The sequence below is a fragment of the Kurthia senegalensis genome (genome assembly GCF_000285595.1).
GTDB lineage: Bacteria > Bacillota > Bacilli > Bacillales_A > Planococcaceae > Kurthia > Kurthia senegalensis.
In genome coordinates, this window is sequence record NZ_HE611064.1 from 184682 (window position 1) to 205066 (window position 20385).

The window sequence follows — 20385 nt, forward strand, 5'->3', positions numbered from 1 at the left end:
AAATAAGAAGGGCTTTTATCCGTTTCTTATCTTCCAAACTCGTAAGTTTGTAGGAATTAGCACCTTTCTGCTTGGCAGAGGTTGCTGAAGTGTCATCGGGCCTTGTCCCTCGACTTCTCTTGATAAGACTATGCAATTGCCTTTATCATACCAAATATTTTCAATTTTATCAATAATTCAGATAATTTATTTATAATATTTTTAGAAAATAAGAAATAATTAAATAATTCATGTAAACTACTAACATAGCCTATTTAAAAGGAGTGTCTTTTCTTGAAAACGTATACTGCTAACTTAATGACACAATTGCCACATTCTATTTTTGGTGAATTGAAAGAAGCGACAATGAAAAGTAAAAAAGAACTCATCGATTTAAGTCTCGGTAGCCCCGATTTACCTCCCGACGAAAGAATTCGACAACGGCTCGCAGAACTTACCTTGAAACCAGCTAGCTATGGGTACACGCTAACAGGAACGTCCCGTTTTAACGAAGCTGTTGCTGCTTATTATCATACGCGATATAACGTTGACATATTACCGGAAACAGAAGTTCTTCAAACGATGGGTTCTCAAGAAGGTCTCGTTCATTTACCGCTTGCTTTTTGTAATGAAGGCGATGTTATTTTAACGACCAATCCGGGTTACGTTGCATACGAAGCTGGTATTCGTGTTGCAAAAGCGACACCCTACTACATGCCTCTTTTAAAAGAGCATCACTATTTGCCTAATTTAGATGCCATTCCCAAAGACATCGCTTTGAAAGCAAAACTATTAATTTTAAACTTCCCGGGTAACCCTGTGCCTGCGATGCCGTCTGTTGCTTTCTTCGAAAAAGTCATTGCTTTCGCTAAAAAATATGACATCATCGTCTTACACGATGCCGCGTATTCGGAATTTTACTTCGAAGGCGATCGTCCTTTTTCATTTTTACAAATAAATGGCGCAAAAGACGTAGGTCTTGAAATTAACTCCTTATCTAAAAGCTTTAGTTTAGCAGGGGCACGAATTGCTTATTTTCTTGGCAATGCCCAATTGATTCAAACACTTCAATCTTTAAAATCTCATTTAGATTACGGCATTTTCGAGCCAATCCAAGAAGCTGCTATCGTCGCATTCGAGCATGCAGAAGAAATTACGAATCGTTTAAGAAAAACGTTTAAAAGTCGTCATACACTACTTTCAACAGGTCTTGAACGACTTGGCTGGGAAGTAGCTCCATCGGCAGGTGGCATGTTTTTATATGCGAAATACCCGCAACAACATTGGGACGACCGAACGTTTGTATTTGAATTAATTGAACATGCAGGTATCGTACTCGTTCCAGGTTCCGCTTTTGGAACTGAAGGAAAGCAACACGTACGTATTGCACTCGTTCAAGATGAACAAACGCTTCAAAGAGCACTATCACGTATTCATTTATGGCAACAACAAAAGGTGTCGCATTAGCGACACCTTTTTACATGAGCACGATGGCTTCTTCAATTAATTCAATTTCATGGCGCTGTACACTTTTCGTATAAAGGTCCGGCCCCAGTTTTTGAAACTGATAGATGTGTGCAGATAAACTATCATCTGTTTCTAAGCGAAACTCTTCCGTATGTTCGTTATAATAAACAGCAAATACCGTATCCTCATACTTTGCATGTGTTTCAATCTCATATAAATGATCAATATCATCCATCGGTACTTCTTTCATAAAGAAATCATCCGAAATAAATTGTTTAATGCGATGGAAACCGTCTAATAAGCTTTCAACCGAATGGGAGTGTAATGTGACGATGCCATTCCATTGTGCTTTTACTTCATAATCTTTCCCATTATAATGCGCATATTTTCCTCTTCTCATAGGTCACCACTCCTTCTTTGTACAATTTTCCCCCTTTTTTAATAAAACAAAACAAAAAAAAGCGATTTCTTATTCAGAAATCACCTTTTTTTGTGTATACAATCAAAATATTAGGTCCCTGTTCCTAATTCTGTCTGCATACGACTATTATTTATAAGAGGTTTTACGCATTGAATAGTGGTTCACTGAGCACTTTAATTCAAATTTCCTATCCTAAAATTGATACTAAGATGTCTACAGCACGTTCGATTTCTTGTCGTTTTACATTTAATGGTGGTAATAGGCGTATCGTCGATTCTCCAGCACCTACTAACAATAAACCTTTATCTTCCGCTGCTTGAATAACATCTGCTACCGGTAGAGGAGATTCAATTCCTAAAAGTAAGCCCATTCCACGTACTTCAAGAGCAGGTAATTTTTCATTTAACAACTGTATAAAATAAGTCGATTTCGATTGAACATCTGCTAAAAATTCATCTGTAAATACATAATCTACAACTGTTTGTGCAATATGCGTTGCCATCGGATTACCGCCGAAAGTCGTTCCGTGTGTCCCTGGACCAAAACTATCAAATAGTGCTTCTTTTGCAAGCATAGCACCAATTGGGAAGCCTCCACCAAGTCCTTTTGCAAGTGTTACGATATCTGGTTTTAATGCGGTTTGTTCCCAAGCGTATTTCGTACCTGTACGTGCAATACCCGTTTGTACTTCATCTACGACGAGTAAAATACCTTTCTCATCACAAATTCGTTGAATCGCTATTGCAAATTCATTCGAAACAGGATTCACACCGCCCTCCCCTTGTACAACTTCTAACATAATCGCCGCTGTTTCATCATCTACCGCTGCTTCTAATGCTTGTACGTCATTAAACGGTACGTATTCGAACGTTTCTACAATTGGTCCAAATCCCGCATGGACTTTTTCTTGTCCCGTTGCACTCATCGCACCGAACGTACGACCGTGGAAAGAATGTAGAAACGTAATCATTTTATGCTTTCCTGTATGTTTACGTGCCAACTTAATCGCCGCTTCATTCGCTTCTGTACCTGAATTACAGAAAAATCCGTGCGCTAAATGTGTATTTTCAACGAGTGTCGCCGCAAGCTTTTCTTGTTCAGGGTTCGCGAATAAATTCGATACGTGCCAAAGTTTCTCACTTTGTTCCTTCATCGCATTTACTAACATAGGATTTGTGTGTCCTAAAGTTAGTACGGCAATTCCCGCAACAAAATCTAAATACGCTTTGCCATTTTCATCGTAAACAGTCGTACCTTCTCCTTTAACTAAGTGAATGGCCCGGCGGTTATAGTTGTTAAACAATGCTTGTGTCATGCGAATACCTTCTTTCCTAATATAGATGTACCTTCTAATGAATCGTTCACAATTTTCACTTGCGGAATCCCTGCTTCCAGACATTCAACGGCTGCACGAACTTTCGGAATCATCCCCCCGTAAATATCACCTGAAACGATCCACAAATCAATTTGTTCGGGTGTTAATTCATCTACGGTTTCTTCATGGAATTTAACACCTGCTGTGTCGGTAACGAGCATCAATTCATCTGCACCCCATTCAAGGGCAATCTCACTCGCTACTGTATCGCCATTAATATTTAACGCCGTTCCTTCAATCGTTGCACCTATACAAGCTACAACAGGAATATAATGAATTTTTTGAAGTTGTTCCAATAAATCAATATTAACCGATTCAATTTTGCCAACATAACCGTACGTTTCTTCATCTAAAAATGTACATTCGATTAAGTTCCCATCTTCTCCATTTAGTCCTACTGCAGGAATGTTTGCACGATTTAGCCGTCCTGTTAAAAATGGATTCACCGTACCAATTAACGTTCCCGTAACGAGATCAATCGCATCTTCACTCGTTACACGTATCCCGTTATGTGTATATGAATTAATTTTACGTTCTTTCAACGCTTGATTAATAGCTGGACCACCGCCGTGTACGATGACAATTTCTGCACCGTCCGCTTGCAAATTTTTAATTTCCTCAAAAAATGTGTCCGTTAAACTAGCGAGCATACTTCCTCCTAGTTTAATGACAATTTTTTTATGATCGGTACGTTGCATTGATTTGTACATAGTCATACGTCAAGTCACATCCCCATGCTTTGCCTTGGCCTTCGCCAACATGAAGGTCTACAAAAATTTTAATTTCCGATTGCTTCAAATAATCTAATAAATAAGTTTCTGAAAATGGTAAAGGCTCTCCTGCTTCAACGACTGCTTCATCACCAATTTTAATAAAAACATTCGTCGGATCAATCGTGCATCCTGAATATCCGACTGCAGCTAATATGCGTCCCCAGTTGGCATCATTACCAAAGACAGCTGTTTTCACTAAAGGTGAACCAACGACCGTCTTCGCAATCTTAATCGCTTCTACATTTGTTACGGCTCCAACGACTGTCGTTTCGATTAATTTTGTAGCGCCTTCTCCATCTTTCGCAATCATTTTTGCAAGATCTTGACTAACGAGAAGAAACGCTTCTTTAAATGCGTCCCAATCTGCATGTTTAGGCGTTAATAATTGATTACCCGCTAAACCATTTGCTAATGCAAGTACCGTATCATTCGTTGACGTATCTCCATCTACTGTAATTGCATTAAACGTCACGTTCGTACAAGCTGCTAAAAGTGCTTGTAACGTATCAGAATCAATTGCGGCATCCGTCGTAATTAGTCCGAGCATCGTTGCCATATTAGGCTCAATCATACCCGATCCTTTCGCAACACCTGCAATCGTCACCGTTTCCCCATCAATTTGAACTGTGTACGTCGTATTTTTCATCACTGTATCGGTCGTCAATAATGCTTGTGCAAAATCAATACCACTTTCTAAATCGTCTTGTACGTGTATTTCTTGAATTCCCTTCGTAATTGGCTCCATTGGTAAGTGAACACCGATTACCCCTGTGGAACATACCCCTACTGTGTTCGCTGCCATTCCTAATTTATCCGCAACGAGTTGCTGCATAATACGTGCATCTGCAAGTCCCTTTTTCCCTGTGCAGGCATTCGCATTTCCTGAGTTTAAAATGACGGCTTGCAGTTTTCTTGAATCATAAATCGTTTCTTTCGTTAAAATGACTGGTGCAGCTTTAATCGCATTCGTCGTAAAGACACCTGCTACACTTGCTGGTACGTCACTCACTAATAAAGCTAAATCTTTTTTCTTATGTTTCACCCCACAATGAATCCCCGCTGCTTTAAAGCCCTTTGGTGAGACGATATGTTTCCCCACTACTTTTTCTATTAATCCCGTCTTCATGACGAACACCCCTTATACGTTAAATAAATAATGGCACTTGCGTTAATCCTTCTGTTTCCTCATAGCCGAACATCGTATTCATATTTTGAATCGCTTGTCCTGCAGCCCCTTTTACGAGATTGTCGATTACTGAAACAATCGTGACACGATTTGTACGTTCATCTACATTGACATGTATGTCACAGTAATTCGTTCCCCTCACTTGGTTCGTACTTACTTTTGTCGCTTCTTTTACTAAACGAACAAATGGCTGACCTTCATAATATTTTGCATATGCTGCATGTAAATCCGCTTCTACAACCCCTTGTTTGAGCGGTGCATAGCTCGTCGCAATAATCCCTCGAATCATCGGTACTAAATGCGTTGAAAATGTAATAGGATGCGACGTTCCTGTAAATATGTTAATCGCCTGTTCAATTTCTGGTATGTGTTGGTGCTTGTTCATTTTATAAATCGAAGTCGCTTCTGTATTTTCTGTAAAGTGCGTTCCTTGTGAAGGCTTATTTCCAGAACCCGAAATACCACTTTTAGCATCGATAATTAATTGCGTTGCATCAATTAATTGCTCTTTAATAAGTGGTAAAACAGAAAGTAATACAGCCGTCGGATAACATCCTGGATTCGCCACAACTTGTGCATTTTTCACATCTGTCGTCCATTCAGATAATCCGTATACAGCTTGATCGACTAGTTGTTGCGGTGCGGCTTTTTTCCCGTACCACGCTTCATATTGCGAAATATCTTTTAAGCGTAAATCGCCTGACAAATCAATGATTTTCGTATGATCATTTAATAGCTCCGGTATAATTTGACCAGAAACCCCTGAAGGCGTTCCCATGAATAAAACGTCTAGCTTTTCAACTGCTTCTTTCGTAATCGGTTGTAGCGTACCATCATATATTGATTTCAAGTGTGGATATTTGTCTGAAATAACCGTTCCTTCATCAGATGATGTAAACAACGTAATGGACGTAATTTTTGAATGATTATGCAATAATCGCATTAATTCTAAACCACCGTATCCTGTAGCACCAATTATTCCGACCTTCATCCAATCACCTCTCGTTTTTGTTGTTACAAGTATACAAATGTATAATTATTATGTCAATCGTATTATTATTAATTGATAGAAAATTCTATACATTTTTAGCGTATTTGTTCTTTTGAGAGGCAAAATATGTGTTCAAAAAACGAAAAACCTTATTTTTATACAAAAATAAGGATTTTTTTCGTTTATTTATTCATTTATCAAGTTATAAATTAATGATTATACACAAATGTTTCTTGCGTACGAATCGTTTCTTCATTGAAAAGTTGTAAAGATGTTCGTAAAACTAATTGCTCTTCGTCCGAAACGATCCAACGATCATCTGGTACAATTTCAAATAAAATCATTTCTGCTTCTTTTGATTTTAAATTACCGACCATTTGAATGTCGTGTTTCGTAATCGTACGTTCTGTTTTTGATTGTTTTGAATTAATACTTCTAATTGGATGTAGTCGATTGCCGCTTCGTCTTCACAACCTTCGACATAAACCGTCCCTGTTAAATTTTCTCCAAAAGCAACTTCAGGTTGGTCAACATTCGTTGTCACTTGCAGTTGCTCTTTCGTAATTTTCGTCGTAAATCCCATGATTTTTTCACTCCTGTTATACACATATGCTACATGTATTTTCCTTTATTTTACCGCAAACAAACGAAAAGTGTTAGTGCTGAGGCACTAACACGCTTGTTTATTTAGACTCTTCATGAATTTTTTCCATTTCTTCATCGAGTTCAAAATGTTTTTGTCTCTCTGGTTGATATTTATTGTAACGACGTTTGTACAAATATACGATATGTGAAGCAAATACTTTCACAACCGCATATCCAGGAATACCGAGAATAACACCCATAACACCGAATAATTTACCAGCCGTTAATAAGACGAAAATAATCGTAATCGGATGAATGTGAAGCGATTTCCCCATCACCTGTGGAGAAATAAATTTACCTTCTAAAAATTGAACGACTGTCCACACAATCGCTAATTTTAAAATCATAAATGGCGATGTCACGAGTGCAATAATAGCAGCCGGTGTAATCGCAATCATTGGTCCTAAATAAGGTACAACACTCGTTACCATCGCAAGTACGCCTAATACGACCGCATAATCCATACGAATAATTAAAAAGCCAATCGTAATCATAATACCGATACAAATCGAAACGATGATTTGCCCTTGAATGTAACCTGCGATTTGTGTGTCCGCACGTTTTAAAAGAAGACCTGTTTCTTTGCGCATCGTTTTAGGTAAAATTTTCATCATAAAATGTGGTAACTTTTCACCATCTTTTAATAAGTAAAACAAAATAAATGGCGTTGTAATAATCGCAATGACTAGACTCGTTAATGTAGAAACAAATCCACCTACACCATTTGCAATGGATGTACCTAAGCTAGAAGTGATTTCTGAAATTTTTGTCGTAATCTCTTTTGATGTATTATCAAAAACAGTCGTTAAATCAATACCGAAACGATCCAGTGTCGATGTAACGAACGAACTTTTCACAAAATCTTGTGCTGTGTTCATCAGTTGCATCATGTATGCTGGGAATTCTTTAATCAAATCTAAAAATTGTTCTTTTATGAACGGGAATACGAGCGTAATAATGACTGTAATCAATCCAATACCTACAAGATAGATTAAAATAATGCCCGCAATTTTTGGTAATCCCCATTTCACTAATAAACGAAGAACCGGGCGTAACAAGTAAAATAAAATACCTGATAGCAAGATCGGCATAACAATCGTGCTAAATAAAATAACGAGTGGATCAAATATAAAACTTATTTTATCGTACACTGCAACGATCAATCCCGCTAACAGCAAAACAATCAAACTGTATAACGTATTTCTACCACCTAAAAATTGGATAAAACGACTCGAAAAAAAGCTTTCCTTTTTTGTTGGTACTTTCTTTTGTTCCTCCATAAAAATCCCCCTTGAACATTTTTATTCGTTCACTGCGTCTTTACCTTCTAAAAAGTCAGTTACGATTTGACGATTTTTTTCTTCATCAATTTGTAAAACAGAACCTACCCCTGGATAACTTGCATATTGATACGTATTTTTAGCAGGAACAGTTAATTTTTCAATCGTCACGTCCCCACCTTTCACCGCGTTAAATACGAGACCCATTTGTTGACTACGTGTCAAATCAGTTTGTACGTAGCCTTGTAAAGCCCCAATTAGTTTCGGATAATGCGATACGTTCGAAGCAGAAAGAACTTCTGTTTTTAGTGCTTCTAACGCTTGTTGTTGACGATCTACACGACCGAAGTCTCCTTCATTATCGTGACGGAAACGAGCAAATCCTAACAATTCTTTACCATTTAGGCGCTGTGTTCCTTTTTTCAAACTGACACCAATATTTTTAGACATATCGTGCGGAACTGTTACTTCTACGCCATTCGGTGCGGCAACGTCTACTAATTGTTCAAAGTTTTTAAAATCGATAATGGCATAATGATTAATTTTCACATCAAACATATTTCCAAGTGTTTTTTGAAGTAAAGAAACACCACCTAAATAATAAGCTGTATTTAACTTGTATGACTTATACCCAGGAATAGCTGCATAAATGTCACGCATGAATGAAACCATTCGAATGTCATTCGTTTTTTGGTCCCAAGATAGTAAAATCATCGTGTCTGAACGAGATTGTTCTTCTCCACGTGAGTCAACGCCAATTAATAAAATATTTTCTTTATCTTTTAAAGAAGGATCTCCTTTAAATTCAATATCACTCTCTTTATTCCCACCAGCAAGATCATACCCTGCTTTGTATTGGAAATAAAAATAGCCACCTAGTCCGAGCAATAGAATAATAATGAGCGTTAAAAATACGCGCCCTTTTCTTAATTTACCTCGTTTTTTCGTGCGAACTCGTCTATTTTGTTCAGCCATTTTTTCTCTCCTCCTTCATTTCTTACATAACTACTCTGAATTATCTTTACTATTGAATACGTGTATGTTTACAATAAGCTTATAGACTTCCTTCTACATATTAGTAGGGATTTCTATAAGAAGCAAGTTTACGAAAAATTCCATTAACCAAATAGGAGGAACTTTTATGACACATACTCAATTAGAACGTGCAACTTTCGCTGGAGGTTGCTTCTGGTGCATGGTAAAACCATTTGTTGAATGGGATGGCATTGAAAATGTCGTTTCAGGCTATATGGGTGGTACAGAAGAAACTGCACATTATGAGCTTGTTAAAAAAGGGACGACCGGTCATAAAGAAGTTGTTCAAATTACATATGACCCATCAAAATTTTCTTACGCACAATTGTTAGAACTTTATTGGCAACAAGTTGACCCAACAGATGATGAAGGACAGTTCCAAGATCGCGGTGATAATTACCGTGCTATGATTTTTTACCATAATGATGAACAGCGACAACTCGCGAACATTTCAAAACAACAATTAATTGATTCAGCTCGGTATACAAAGCCTGTCGTGACACCAATTCTTCCTGCTGAAACATTTTATCCTGCGGAAGAATATCATCAAGACTTCTATAAAAAGAGTCCTAATGAATATCATGAAGACCGTGCACAATCCGGTCGTGATGAATTTTTAGATGCCCATTGGGATAAAAAATAAAATCTGTTATGTTATGTAAGGAAAGCTTTCTAACTTTTCCCTTATCGTTTCATTTATAAACGTCTAACTTTCTGGGAGCGATTGCGTTGTCTTTATTACTCATTGTTTTACCCGTCTTTATCGTTTTCACCGTAGGCTATATCGGTCAAAAAACGTTACATTTTAATATTAAAACGATTTCTACCATGACGTTGTATTTAATGTCTCCACTTTTAGCTTTCCGAACATTTTATGCAACACCGATTACGGTTAATTATGCTTATATATTTATTTTCGCTATTTTACTTTGTTTCTTTCTGTGGCTAATTACCGCTATTTTTTTACCATTATTTTCTGTAAGTCGTTCTGAAAGAAGTGGCGTCATGCTCGGCACTGTATTTATGAATAGTGGGAACTACGGAGCGCCTGTTGCATTGTTTGCATTCGGTGCAGCAGGGTTTCATACTGCGGTCATGATTATGGTTATTCATTCCCTCTTCATGAATTCTCTCGGTATTTACATTGCTTCTATCGGTTCTAAACAAAAATACTCGTCCAAAGTAGCTATACAGAAAGCAATCAAAATGCCAGTTCTTCATGGGGCTATTTTAGGAATCCTCCTACAGTTGCTACATGTTCCTATCCATGAATCAATTATGAATGGCATTGATTTAATTGCAGATGCTTCCATTCCGGTCGTCATGCTCGTACTCGGGATGCAGCTAGCAACAATTGTACGAAAAAAAGTCAGATGGTCTCTTATGTATTTTACAACGTTCGTACGTATGATTATTTCGCCACTCCTTGCGGCAACTATTTTATACTTTATTCCATTAAGTAACGATATAAAAGCTGTTCTGATTTTACAATCAGCGATGCCTGCTGCAGCAAATACGACGATGCTCGCACTTCAATTTGATACAGAACCAGACCTCGTTTCTATTTCCACGCTCGTTACGACGATTTTAAGTTTGATTTCAATTCCAGTCGTCCTTTATTTTCTCGGTGTATAACAGTATTTACTGTTATATGCTTTTTTATCGATTATTTTCTGAATATTTTTATTATTAAGTGAATTAATGAGAAAGTGAGCGTTCTTAATGTCTAAAATACCAGCTTATTATTTATTGCTTTTAGCAACACTTTTATGGGGTGGCAATTTCGTTATTGGTAAAGCGGTCGCTACATCCCTTCCACCTTTTACATTCGCTTTTTTAAGGTGGATCATTGCTTTATGCATTTTCCTACCAATCGTTTGGAAATCATTAAAACATGATTTACCAGTCATTTTGAGTCACTGGAAAATCGTCATCATTCTAGCTTTTACGGGCGTAGCTGCTTATAATACCCTCGTTTATTACGGCGTACATTATACGACCTCTATCAATGCTTCTTTAATGAATATGTTGACGCCCATCTTTATTTACATATTTAGTTTTCTTTTCTTGAAAGAAACGTTAAATCGTTATCAAGTAATCGGAACCTTAATTTCTTTTGTTGGCGTTCTTGTCATTTTAAGCAATGGACATCTTACGTCGATCTTCCATCTTTCTTTTAATAAAGGCGATTTCATCGTGATGATTGCTGTCATTTTATGGAGTATTTATTCTTTACTGATTAAACAATTTTCAACTAAATTGCCTGGAAAGACGACTTTTTTCGTCAGCATTTGTCTCGGTACATTCATACTCTTTCCTTTTTTCTTATACGAACAATTCGTAACTACTAATACGATTGTTTGGAGCGGTCTATCGTTATTCGCCATTTTTTATACGGGTATTTTCGCCTCCATTATTGCTTTCTTAGCTTGGAATACCGGTATCATCAAATATGGAGCGAATCGTGCCGGTATTTATTTAAATTTCATTCCTGTTTTTGCTTCCATCTTTGCCTTACTTTTTTTAAAAGAATCGCTCGTATGGACACAATTAGTCGGAGGACTTTTCGTCATTCTCGGTGTGTTCGTAACAGGTCAGAAAAAAGAAAAACGTATGTAGAATATCTCCTCACTTCTATGCATCGCATTTTCAACAAAACAATTCTTTTTCACTATAAAAAATAATGTTTAATGCTTAAATTAATAGTACAAAAGGTATTTTTATGTAACTTATTAAAAAGAAAGGTAGATGCATATGCGAACAATATACCGGACGTTATTCCATAGTCTATTAATTTCGGGACTCTTTTTACTTAGTTACGCTGTAGACGCTACTGCATCTACTAATCAAACGGCTCCATTAGATGATTTTCGAACGATTTTAACGAAAACAGCTATTTATGAACAACCTGATGAAACGTCTAAAATATTATCAACACTCCATGTAACGAACGGTGTTCTCGTAATTGAACAAATCGATTCACTCTGGACGAGCGTTCGTTATGGGAATCAAATAGGTTACGTTTATACTGCTGCCCTTTTAAAAGCAAAAACGTATACAGGTACTAGTTATGCTAAAAATATTTATCATCATTATCGATACGCAACACCTTTAGTTAAAGAAAAGTATGTAGAAGCTTATTACGATCAAAATTGGCAATTTAATGCCGAACCGATTGCATTAGGTTCACTCGAGTTTGAAACTGAAAAAGGTTTATACATCGGTGACGCTCGAACGACTAAACTATACAAAGTGTTGCCCTATCCTATTCGAAAGGGCACGACTTTCAAAAGTATGTATGACCGAACAGCTAAAATCATTCAGACCGACGCTACTGTTCGTACAAAAACTAAAACGCTCAAACGTGTCTTTGTCGTTTGAATGGGGCAATTAGATTACGATTACGCACGACAAAATGGTTTAATTCAAATTACATTGTTGAAAAAAACATCGTCAAAATAGCCGGAGCACCCACTTTCACGAAAGTTTCTTCTATTATTAAATAGAAGAAACTTTTTTTATGCAGAAGAGTTAAGACCATACACCCATATGAAAAGACGTCTATGTTATAATGAAAAACATGTTTGAAGAAAGGCGTGAAGACGTTGAAATTAAAAAACTTACCGAAAAAATTAACGCAATACAATACTGTGCACTTAATTTCGCATACTGACTTAGATGGCGTCGGTCCATCGATTGTTTTAAAAGCATACGGCATTGCACATGAAGCTGATTTTGTTGAAACGCGTAAAGTAGACGAAGCTGTTTTAGCAAAATTAGATGTTTTAGCAGACAATGAACTATTAATCATTACGGATTTAAGTGTAAGTAAAGAAGTAGCGGACGTTATTACGAAAGTAAACAAAGAACCGAATGCACGCTTTGTTATTCTAATTGACCACCACGCTTCTGCCCTATACTTAAATGAATACGCTTGGGCTTCTGAAATTCCATCATTAGATGATATTAAAATGTCTGCAACGACATTACTTTTCAAATACTTAGTAGAAGCGAATTATCAAGTGAACCCTCGTACATTCGCTGAAGATGAAGTTGAGCCGAACTACACAGCTGATCAACTAGCAATTTTCTTTGATCGTCTTGCACACTTCGTTGAAAACGTTCGTCTGTATGATACGTGGGATTGGCACGCATTAAAAATTCAAGAAGCAGCCGATTTAAATACGATTTTTTATGCACGTCGTAGACATTCTTTCATCTTAGATCGTTTTAACTACATTTTAACAGGCAAACTATTCACTGATGAAGACGAAGCGTACTTACATTTTTCAAAAGACGAACTACGTAAAGTGTTAAAGAAAAAAGAAAAACAAATGGTCGTTGTGAAAAATCACACGCTGAAAGGTCATGATGCTCCACTTAATATCGGTGTCATTGAAACGGATTCTTTCGTGAGCGAATTAGGCAACCACTTAGCTGAAAAATTTGAAGAAGAAATCGATTGTGTATTTATCGTAAGCATCGTTAAAAATCGTGTTTCGCTTCGCTCCGTCGGTAAGGATGTAAATCTTTCTGAAATAGCAAAAAATTACAATGGTGGTGGTCATCCAAATGCTTCTGGATGCGACCTTTCTGAGTTAGGAATTGGCTTCCTTACAGCCATTTTAAATGCACCAAAAGTTATTAAGAAATAATGTTTTTCCGAAAAAACAAACTAATTTTATTTTTTTGTCACATTTTAGACACATATTATTTGAAAAAGAAAACCGCGTCACAACGCGGTTTTCTTTTGTTATATAGCAGTTTGAAAACGTTTTCTACAATGAATTATAAAAAAAATATATCTAGGACTAGCATAATGTGTCTATTTTATGTAAAAATGTACGTAGTAATTGAACTAGATTTTAATTACACGAATACATGAATTTACGGAATGAATTAGCATTTTAAGTCATTTTGTTATCATCATTTATATACATAAATAAATGGTTAAACTCATGTTCAAATGACAGTGTCATTAAATATCTTTTTAGGGGGAGTTATTTGTGGAAGAACAAATTTTAAACCGTATTGGAATAAAAGAATTACAAGGTAAAGTGATGTCAGCTGACGAAGCTGCAGCATTGATCGTTGATGGTTCAGTAGTAGGTATGTCTGGATTTACTCGTGCAGGCGATGCGAAAGTCGTACCAATGGCTTTAGTAGAACGTGCTAAAACAGAGAAATTCAAAATTGACGTTTACACAGGCGCATCATTAGGTCCTGAAGTTGACAATCATTTAGCTGCTGCTGGCGTTATTAACAAACGTAGCCCATTCCAAGGTGACCGCGTAATGCGTGGTCTAATCAACACAGGTGAAATCTCATACGTAGATGCTCACCTTTCTCACAATGCTGAATTAGTGCGTCAAGGAATCATTGGTCCTATTAAGCATGCAATCATTGAAGCAGTTGCGATTACTGAAGACGGTTTCTTAGTACCGACAACTTCAGTTGGTAACTCTCCAATCTTCGCTGAGTACGCAGAAAACATCATCGTTGAGTTAAACATTTCACACCCACTTTCTATGATTGGTATTCACGATATTTACGTTCCAGGTGAACAAGGTCAACGTGAACCAATTCCTGTAACAAATGCCGACCAACGTATTGGTACGAAAGGTATCAAAATTGATCCTTCTAAAATCCAAGCAATCGTTATCTCGGAAGAACCAGATGCACCGTCATTAATCGTTCCTCCAGATGCTGAAACACAAAAAATGGCAGATCTTTTATTAGAATTCTTCCAATCAGAAATCGATGCTGGTCGCTTAACAAATGAATTAATGCCTCTACAATCAGGTGTTGGTTCAGTAGCAAACGCTGTATTAGATGGCTTTGCTAACTCAAACTTCGAAAACTTAGTCGTTTCTTCTGAAGTATTACAAGATGCTGTATTCAATTTAATTGACGCAGGTAAAGTTCGCTTTGCTGCAGCTACTTCAATCACTTTAACTGAAGAACTACAAAAGAAAGTTTACGGAAATTTAGAAGCGTATGCAGATAAAATCTTATTACGCCCACAAGAAATTTCAAATCACCCAGAACTTATCCGTCGTTTAGGTCTAATCTCAATCAATACAGCACTTGAATTAGATATTTATGGAAATGTAAATTCAACGCACGTTTCAGGTACGAAAATGATGAACGGTATCGGTGGTTCAGGCGACTTTGCTCGTAATGCTCGTCTAGGAATCTTCGTAACGAAATCATATGCTAAAGGCGGCGATGTTTCTTCAATCGTTCCTATGGTTTCTCACGTGGATCACACAGAACATGATGTTGATGTCATCGTAACAGAACAAGGGATTGCTGACTTACGTGGTTTATCACCTAAAGAACGCGTTCCATTAATTATTGAGAACTGTGCACACCCAGATTTCAAAGATCAATTATGGGATTACTACAACCGTGCTGTTGAAAAACTAGGTAGTGTTCAAACACCTCACATCCTTGAGGAAGCATTATCTTGGCACGTCAACTTAGCTACAAACAAAACAATGAAAAAATAATCGGTTGTTTCGCACCTGTCATTGCGACAGGTGCTTTTTTTATGCAATCCCCTACTTTAAATGTATCGCTCTAATTACAAACCATGTTATAATAATATCATTGTGAAAAAAGGGAGGAACTTAACTACATGATCCAAGTTAGTAATGTAGGTCTTCGCTATGGCGATCGTAAGCTATTTGAAGATGTAAATATTAAATTCACACCAGGCAACTGCTACGGTCTAATCGGTGCCAATGGTGCAGGTAAATCAACATTCTTAAAAATCTTATCTGGAGAAATCGAAGCCCAAGAAGGTAACGTCAGCATGAATCCAGGTGAACGTCTTGCTGTTTTAAAACAAAATCACTTCGAATACGAAGAATTCACTGTTTTAGAAACAGTTATGATGGGTCACAAACGATTATATGACGTCATGCAAGAAAAAAATGCTATCTATATGAAAGATCCTTTCACAGATGAAGATGGTCTTCGTGCAGCTGAATTAGAAGGTGAATTCGCTGATATGAACGGTTGGGAAGCTGAATCTGAAGTAGCTATTTTACTACAAGGTTTAGGTATTCCTGATAGTATGCATTACATGACAATGTCTGAACTTACAGGTTCTGAAAAAGTAAAAGTGTTATTAGCACAAGCTTTATTCGGTAAGCCAGACGTTCTTCTTTTAGATGAACCGACTAACCACTTGGACTTAAAAGCAATCCAATGGTTAGAAGAGTTTTTAATTAACTTTGAAAACACTGTCATCGTCGTATCACATGACCGTCACTTCTTAAACAAAGTATGTACACATATTGCTGACCTTGATTACTCTAAAATCCAAATTTACGTTGGTAACTACGATTTTTGGTACGAATCAAGTCAATTAGCACAACAAATGTTAAATGACCAAAACAAGAAAAAAGAAGAAAAAATTAAAGAATTACAAGCATTCGTTGCTCGTTTCTCTGCGAATGCTTCTAAATCAAAACAAGCAACTTCTCGTAAAAAAATGTTAGATAAAATCGAGCTAGATGACATCCGTCCTTCTAGCCGTAAATATCCATTCATTAACTTCTCTATGGAACGTGAAATCGGGAATGACGTATTAACAGTTGATGGTTTAACAAAATCGATTGAAGGCGAACAACAATTTAAAGATGTACGCTTTTCAGTTAATCCTGAAGATAAAATTATCCTTTTAGGAAACCCGATTGCTAAAACAGCATTCTTAAAAATTATTGCAGGTGAAGATGAAGAATTCGAAGGGTCATTCAAATGGGGCGTAACAACTTCTCAAAGCTACTTCCCTCTTGATAATGAAGAATACTTCCAAGGAACTGAAAAAACATTAGTTGAATGGTTACGTCAATTCTCACCAGAAGATGAAACAGAAACATTTTTACGTGGTTTCTTAGGCCGTATGTTATTTAGCGGTGAAGAAGTGAAGAAAAACCCTTCTGTTCTTTCAGGGGGAGAAAAAGTACGTTGCATGCTTTCTCGTATGATGCTTTCTCACTCAAACGTATTACTTCTAGATGAACCAACGAACCATCTTGACCTTGAATCAATTCAAGCGTTAAACGAAGGCTTATCAAACTTTAAAGGTGCTATGATTTTTACTTCTCATGACCATCAGTTCATCCAAACAATTGCAAACCGTGTAATCGAAATCCGTGAAGACGGTTCAATTTTAGATAAACAATTAACATATGACGATTTCCTAGAATGGAAAGAAGAAAACAAGTTAGATTAATAGCATTAAAATAAAAAGAGGCTGGGACATACGTGTAGAAATCACCTCTCATATGAGCATAAGAAAAACCGGAATCGCGCTGTGGCGCGGTTCCGGTTTTTCGTTGCGAACGCTAAAAAAGAAAAATGACGTGTTTTGTCCCAGTCTCTTTTATTTTATATTGCTTGAACACGTACATTTTCACATAAGACGAAAGATTATGCGTTCATGTAGTGAATTGACTTTTATTTTCTGAAATTTTTGTTTTTTAAAAATATTTTATTTACTTTTTTCACTTCAACGCGCTAAACTTAGCGTACTAAATAAAACAGAGGGAGTAATCTACATATGAAAGATTTTTTCAACAAACTACTTACAGGAATGAGCATCGGGATTGTCGTCGCTTTAATTCCAAACGCTTTAATCGGCGAATTACTAAAACTTATAATCCCTACTTTTCCCGCATTACAAAACGTGCTAAACGCTACGGTGATCGTTATGAGCATGTTGCCCGTTTTAATCGGGATTACGATCGGTATGAGCTTCAAACTCACACCGATTCAAACGGCAAGCATTGGGTTAGCCGCTGTTCTCGGAAGTGGCGTCATTTCTTTCACGGATGAAGGAACGATGGTCATTGCCGGTATTGGCGTCGTTTTAAATACAGGGATTACCGCTGCACTTGCCGTTTGGTTCGTACAAAAAATCGGCACAAAATTAAAAGGCTATACTATTTTATTAATGCCAACTTTAACCGTGCTCATTCCTGGTATGATTGGTTATATGATTTTACCATTCGTTCGTTCAGGAACGAATTATGTAGGTGACGGGATTGCTTACATTACAGGATTACAACCTATTTTAATGGGCATGTTGTTAGCCGTTATTTTCTGCTTATTAATTTTATCGCCACTCTCTACAGTCGGGGTCGCTACCGTCGTTTCATTATCTGGTATCGCCTCTGGTGCTGCTAATCTCGGAATCGTGGCAGCAGGTACAGGTCTTTTCTTAGCAAGCCTACATGCCAACTCTGTTGGAACAGCACTTGCGCACGTACTAGGCTCTCCTAAAATTCAAATGCGTAATTTCTTCATGAAACCTAAAATGGTCACACCGATGCTAATTACAGCAGCCATTCTCGGTGCTTTAGCCGGCATGTTAAACATTCAAGGAACACCGATGTCTGCCGGTTTCGGTTTAAACGGTCTCGTCGGTCCTCTGAATCATATGAATCTCGTTGAAGGCGGCTGGTCTGTCCGTAATACACTTACGATGCTCCTAACCTTTTTCGCAATCCCCTTCCTTTTAAATTACGTGCTCATTAAGCTGTTCACGAAAAAAGTAAGATTAATTCAACCAACCGATTATAAAATTGATATTCAATAAAACTAAGATTGGAACAAACTCATAGTCAATTAAAAAAGACAGGCACGATTTAAATCAAATCGTGCCTGTCTTTTTTCGTTTGCTAGTCAACTATTATTCTACGTTTTGGCCGATGCATTTCGCGCGATTCACCTCGAATCACATTAAATCCTTCTATCAAAAATCCTTATAGAAAAAAATATAATTCCCCTATCAATTATAAAAACAGAAACTGATATTTTATGCCCCAATCTCGTTTTTATTCTTCTCTCTATTCCATTTATGATATATTTATTGTATACAGAAGGAGGCAATATCGATGAAAAAAGCAACACCACTCATCATTACGATTATTATTTGTTTAATCGTCGCGATTTACGTCAATCAAACGAATTCATCCGAAGATTCCTTCGAAACAAAAGGGCAATTAACCGTTCATTTTATTGATGTTGGACAAGGTGACAGTATTTTTATTCAAACAGGTAAAGAAAATATTTTAATCGATGCCGGCAATAAAGGACAAGACAAAACCGTCATTGCCTACTTAGATAAACTGCATGTAAATCAAATTGATACGGTCATTTCCACGCATCCCGATGCAGATCATATCGGTGGCTTAGCGAATGTTATCAATCACTACCGTGTAAAAGCGGTCTATGCACCGAAAGTAACACATACGACAGAAGCGTTTAAAAATTTCTTATTAGCCGTTAAAAACCAAAACTTAAAAATCAAATCGGCACAACAAGGCATCACAATCCCAACAGCTGTTGAAGGAACCAAATTAGCATTTCTCGGTCCTTCAAAAGAATATAGTACGAGTGACTTAAATGATTGGAGCGCCGTTTTACAACTCACACATGGTCAAAATAGCTTCTTATTCACAGGAGACGCCGAAACACCCGCTGAAAAAGATTTATTGGCAATAAATGCGTTATCTGAAGTCGATGTTTTAAAAGTAAGCCATCACGGTGCAAAGGAAGCGTCTACTACAGATTTTTTAAAAGTTGTAAAACCGAAATACGCGGTTATTAGTGTCGGAAAAGGCAATCGTTACGGACACCCGACTACGGAAACGCTAAAAAGGTTAAAAAAAGTCGGTGCTACAATTATTCGTACGGACGAACACGGTTCCATCACATTTACGTCTGATGGCAAAACACTGTCTGTGAAGGAGGAGCGATAGATGAAAGCTATTGTCGACCGTTTTGAAAATGATTATGTCGTTCTAGAATTAGAAGATGGTCATACGATCGATATTCATAAAAGCAAATGTCCCCTTCTCGTTAAAGTCGGTGATACCGTGCAATTATCCGATGAAGGCCACATTACGCCCGACCAAGCAGCAACGACTAGCCGAAAAAAAGAAATTGATGATTTAGCGAATGATTTATTTGAATAACGTATACTAAAAAACCACCTCTCATTCATTTGAGAGGTGGTTTTACTATATAAAAAAAGCATCTTCAACAAGATGCTTTAAAATGGGTTTGGACGGAATCGAACCGCCGACACTTAGAGCTTCAATCTAATGCTCTACCAACTGAGCTACAAACCCGACATTGGTTGCGGGGACAGGATTTGAACCTGCGACCTTCGGGTTATGAGCCCGACGAGCTACCACTGCTCCACCCCGCGATAATG

Annotated in this window: 20 protein-coding genes, 2 tRNA genes and 1 riboswitch; of the genes, 11 read left to right on the forward strand and 11 right to left on the reverse strand. The window is 37.2% G+C overall.

Going from position 1 to position 20385, the window contains the following annotated elements:
• Window positions 1–23: 23 nt before the first annotated feature.
• Window positions 24–129, reverse strand: a riboswitch (SAM riboswitch).
• 144 nt (window positions 130–273) lie between these two features.
• Window positions 274–1446 carry an aminotransferase class I/II-fold pyridoxal phosphate-dependent enzyme gene (locus KSHG_RS01285; RefSeq protein ID WP_010300690.1) on the forward strand — a complete coding sequence of 391 codons (1173 nt, stop codon included), beginning with the start codon at window positions 274–276 and terminating at the stop codon, window positions 1444–1446.
• A gap of 10 nt (window positions 1447–1456) precedes the next feature.
• Here KSHG_RS01285 and KSHG_RS01290 read toward each other — a convergent pair whose 3' ends face one another.
• From KSHG_RS01290 to KSHG_RS01330, 9 genes are all read right to left on the reverse strand, one after another.
• Window positions 1457–1846: a hypothetical protein gene (locus tag KSHG_RS01290; RefSeq protein ID WP_010300691.1), complete on the reverse strand. Its 390-nt coding sequence runs from the start codon at window positions 1844–1846 to the stop codon at window positions 1457–1459.
• 208 nt (window positions 1847–2054) lie between these two features.
• Window positions 2055–3182, reverse strand: a complete 1128-nt coding sequence (locus tag KSHG_RS01295) for an acetylornithine transaminase (RefSeq protein WP_010300692.1) — start codon at window positions 3180–3182, stop codon at window positions 2055–2057.
• Window positions 3179–3958, reverse strand: a complete 780-nt coding sequence (gene argB, locus KSHG_RS01300; protein WP_010300694.1) for an acetylglutamate kinase — start codon at window positions 3956–3958, stop codon at window positions 3179–3181. The genes KSHG_RS01295 and argB overlap by 4 nt, the downstream gene beginning before the upstream one ends.
• A complete protein-coding gene (argJ, locus tag KSHG_RS01305) occupies window positions 3921–5141 on the reverse strand; it encodes a bifunctional glutamate N-acetyltransferase/amino-acid acetyltransferase ArgJ (protein ID WP_010300695.1) in 1221 nt (406 codons plus the stop codon). The genes argB and argJ overlap by 38 nt, the downstream gene beginning before the upstream one ends.
• Before the next feature lie 19 nt (window positions 5142–5160).
• Window positions 5161–6192 carry an N-acetyl-gamma-glutamyl-phosphate reductase gene (gene argC / locus KSHG_RS01310; RefSeq protein ID WP_010300696.1) on the reverse strand — a complete coding sequence of 344 codons (1032 nt, stop codon included), beginning with the start codon at window positions 6190–6192 and terminating at the stop codon, window positions 5161–5163.
• A 209-nt stretch (window positions 6193–6401) separates the two neighbouring features.
• Window positions 6402–6569, reverse strand: a complete 168-nt coding sequence (locus tag KSHG_RS18200; RefSeq protein ID WP_154646863.1) for a hypothetical protein — start codon at window positions 6567–6569, stop codon at window positions 6402–6404.
• Complete coding sequence (locus tag KSHG_RS01320) at window positions 6554–6775, reverse strand: sporulation protein (protein ID WP_010300697.1); 222 nt, start codon at window positions 6773–6775, stop codon at window positions 6554–6556. Before KSHG_RS01320 ends, KSHG_RS18200 begins: the two co-directional genes overlap by 16 nt.
• A 100-nt stretch (window positions 6776–6875) precedes the next feature.
• Window positions 6876–8117, reverse strand: coding sequence for an AI-2E family transporter (locus KSHG_RS01325; protein ID WP_010300698.1), 1242 nt, complete (start codon window positions 8115–8117; stop codon window positions 6876–6878).
• 21 nt (window positions 8118–8138) lie between these two features.
• Window positions 8139–9092, reverse strand: a complete 954-nt coding sequence (locus KSHG_RS01330; protein ID WP_010300699.1) for an LCP family protein — start codon at window positions 9090–9092, stop codon at window positions 8139–8141.
• 166 nt (window positions 9093–9258) lie between these two features.
• On the opposite strand from KSHG_RS01330, the gene msrA reads away from it, so the two are divergent.
• From msrA to KSHG_RS01380, 10 genes are all read left to right on the forward strand, one after another.
• On the forward strand, window positions 9259–9795 hold the full coding sequence (msrA, locus tag KSHG_RS01335) for a peptide-methionine (S)-S-oxide reductase MsrA (RefSeq protein WP_010300700.1): 537 nt from the start codon (window positions 9259–9261) through the stop codon (window positions 9793–9795).
• 86 nt (window positions 9796–9881) lie between these two features.
• Window positions 9882–10787, forward strand: a complete 906-nt coding sequence (locus tag KSHG_RS01340; RefSeq protein WP_010300702.1) for an AEC family transporter — start codon at window positions 9882–9884, stop codon at window positions 10785–10787.
• A gap of 87 nt (window positions 10788–10874) precedes the next feature.
• A complete protein-coding gene (locus tag KSHG_RS01345) occupies window positions 10875–11771 on the forward strand; it encodes a DMT family transporter (protein ID WP_010300704.1) in 897 nt (298 codons plus the stop codon).
• 135 nt (window positions 11772–11906) lie between these two features.
• The gene (locus KSHG_RS01350; RefSeq protein WP_010300707.1) at window positions 11907–12533 is read left to right on the forward strand and encodes a hypothetical protein; all 627 of its coding nucleotides are present in this window, start codon (window positions 11907–11909) and stop codon (window positions 12531–12533) included.
• Between the two features lie 215 nt (window positions 12534–12748).
• Window positions 12749–13807, forward strand: a complete 1059-nt coding sequence (locus tag KSHG_RS01355) for a DHH family phosphoesterase (RefSeq protein ID WP_235728329.1) — start codon at window positions 12749–12751, stop codon at window positions 13805–13807.
• A gap of 351 nt (window positions 13808–14158) precedes the next feature.
• The gene (locus tag KSHG_RS01360) at window positions 14159–15664 is read left to right on the forward strand and encodes a succinate CoA transferase (protein WP_010300712.1); all 1506 of its coding nucleotides are present in this window, start codon (window positions 14159–14161) and stop codon (window positions 15662–15664) included.
• 128 nt (window positions 15665–15792) lie between these two features.
• Window positions 15793–17397: an ABC-F family ATP-binding cassette domain-containing protein gene (locus tag KSHG_RS01365; RefSeq protein ID WP_010300716.1), complete on the forward strand. Its 1605-nt coding sequence runs from the start codon at window positions 15793–15795 to the stop codon at window positions 17395–17397.
• A gap of 327 nt (window positions 17398–17724) precedes the next feature.
• Window positions 17725–18762, forward strand: a complete 1038-nt coding sequence (locus tag KSHG_RS01370) for a PTS transporter subunit IIC (RefSeq protein ID WP_010300718.1) — start codon at window positions 17725–17727, stop codon at window positions 18760–18762.
• Window positions 18763–19060: 298 nt separating this feature from the next.
• Window positions 19061–19927, forward strand: a complete 867-nt coding sequence (locus KSHG_RS01375) for a ComEC/Rec2 family competence protein (protein WP_010300720.1) — start codon at window positions 19061–19063, stop codon at window positions 19925–19927.
• A complete protein-coding gene (locus KSHG_RS01380) occupies window positions 19928–20143 on the forward strand; it encodes a DUF3006 domain-containing protein (RefSeq protein WP_010300723.1) in 216 nt (71 codons plus the stop codon).
• Window positions 20144–20226: 83 nt separating this feature from the next.
• Here the strand turns inward: KSHG_RS01380 and KSHG_RS01385 are convergent.
• Together KSHG_RS01385 and KSHG_RS01390 are read right to left on the reverse strand one after the other, a co-directional pair.
• Window positions 20227–20299, reverse strand: a tRNA-Phe gene (locus KSHG_RS01385).
• A 5-nt stretch (window positions 20300–20304) separates the two neighbouring features.
• Window positions 20305–20379: transfer RNA gene (locus KSHG_RS01390), tRNA-Met, on the reverse strand.
• Window positions 20380–20385: the final 6 nt, after the last annotated feature.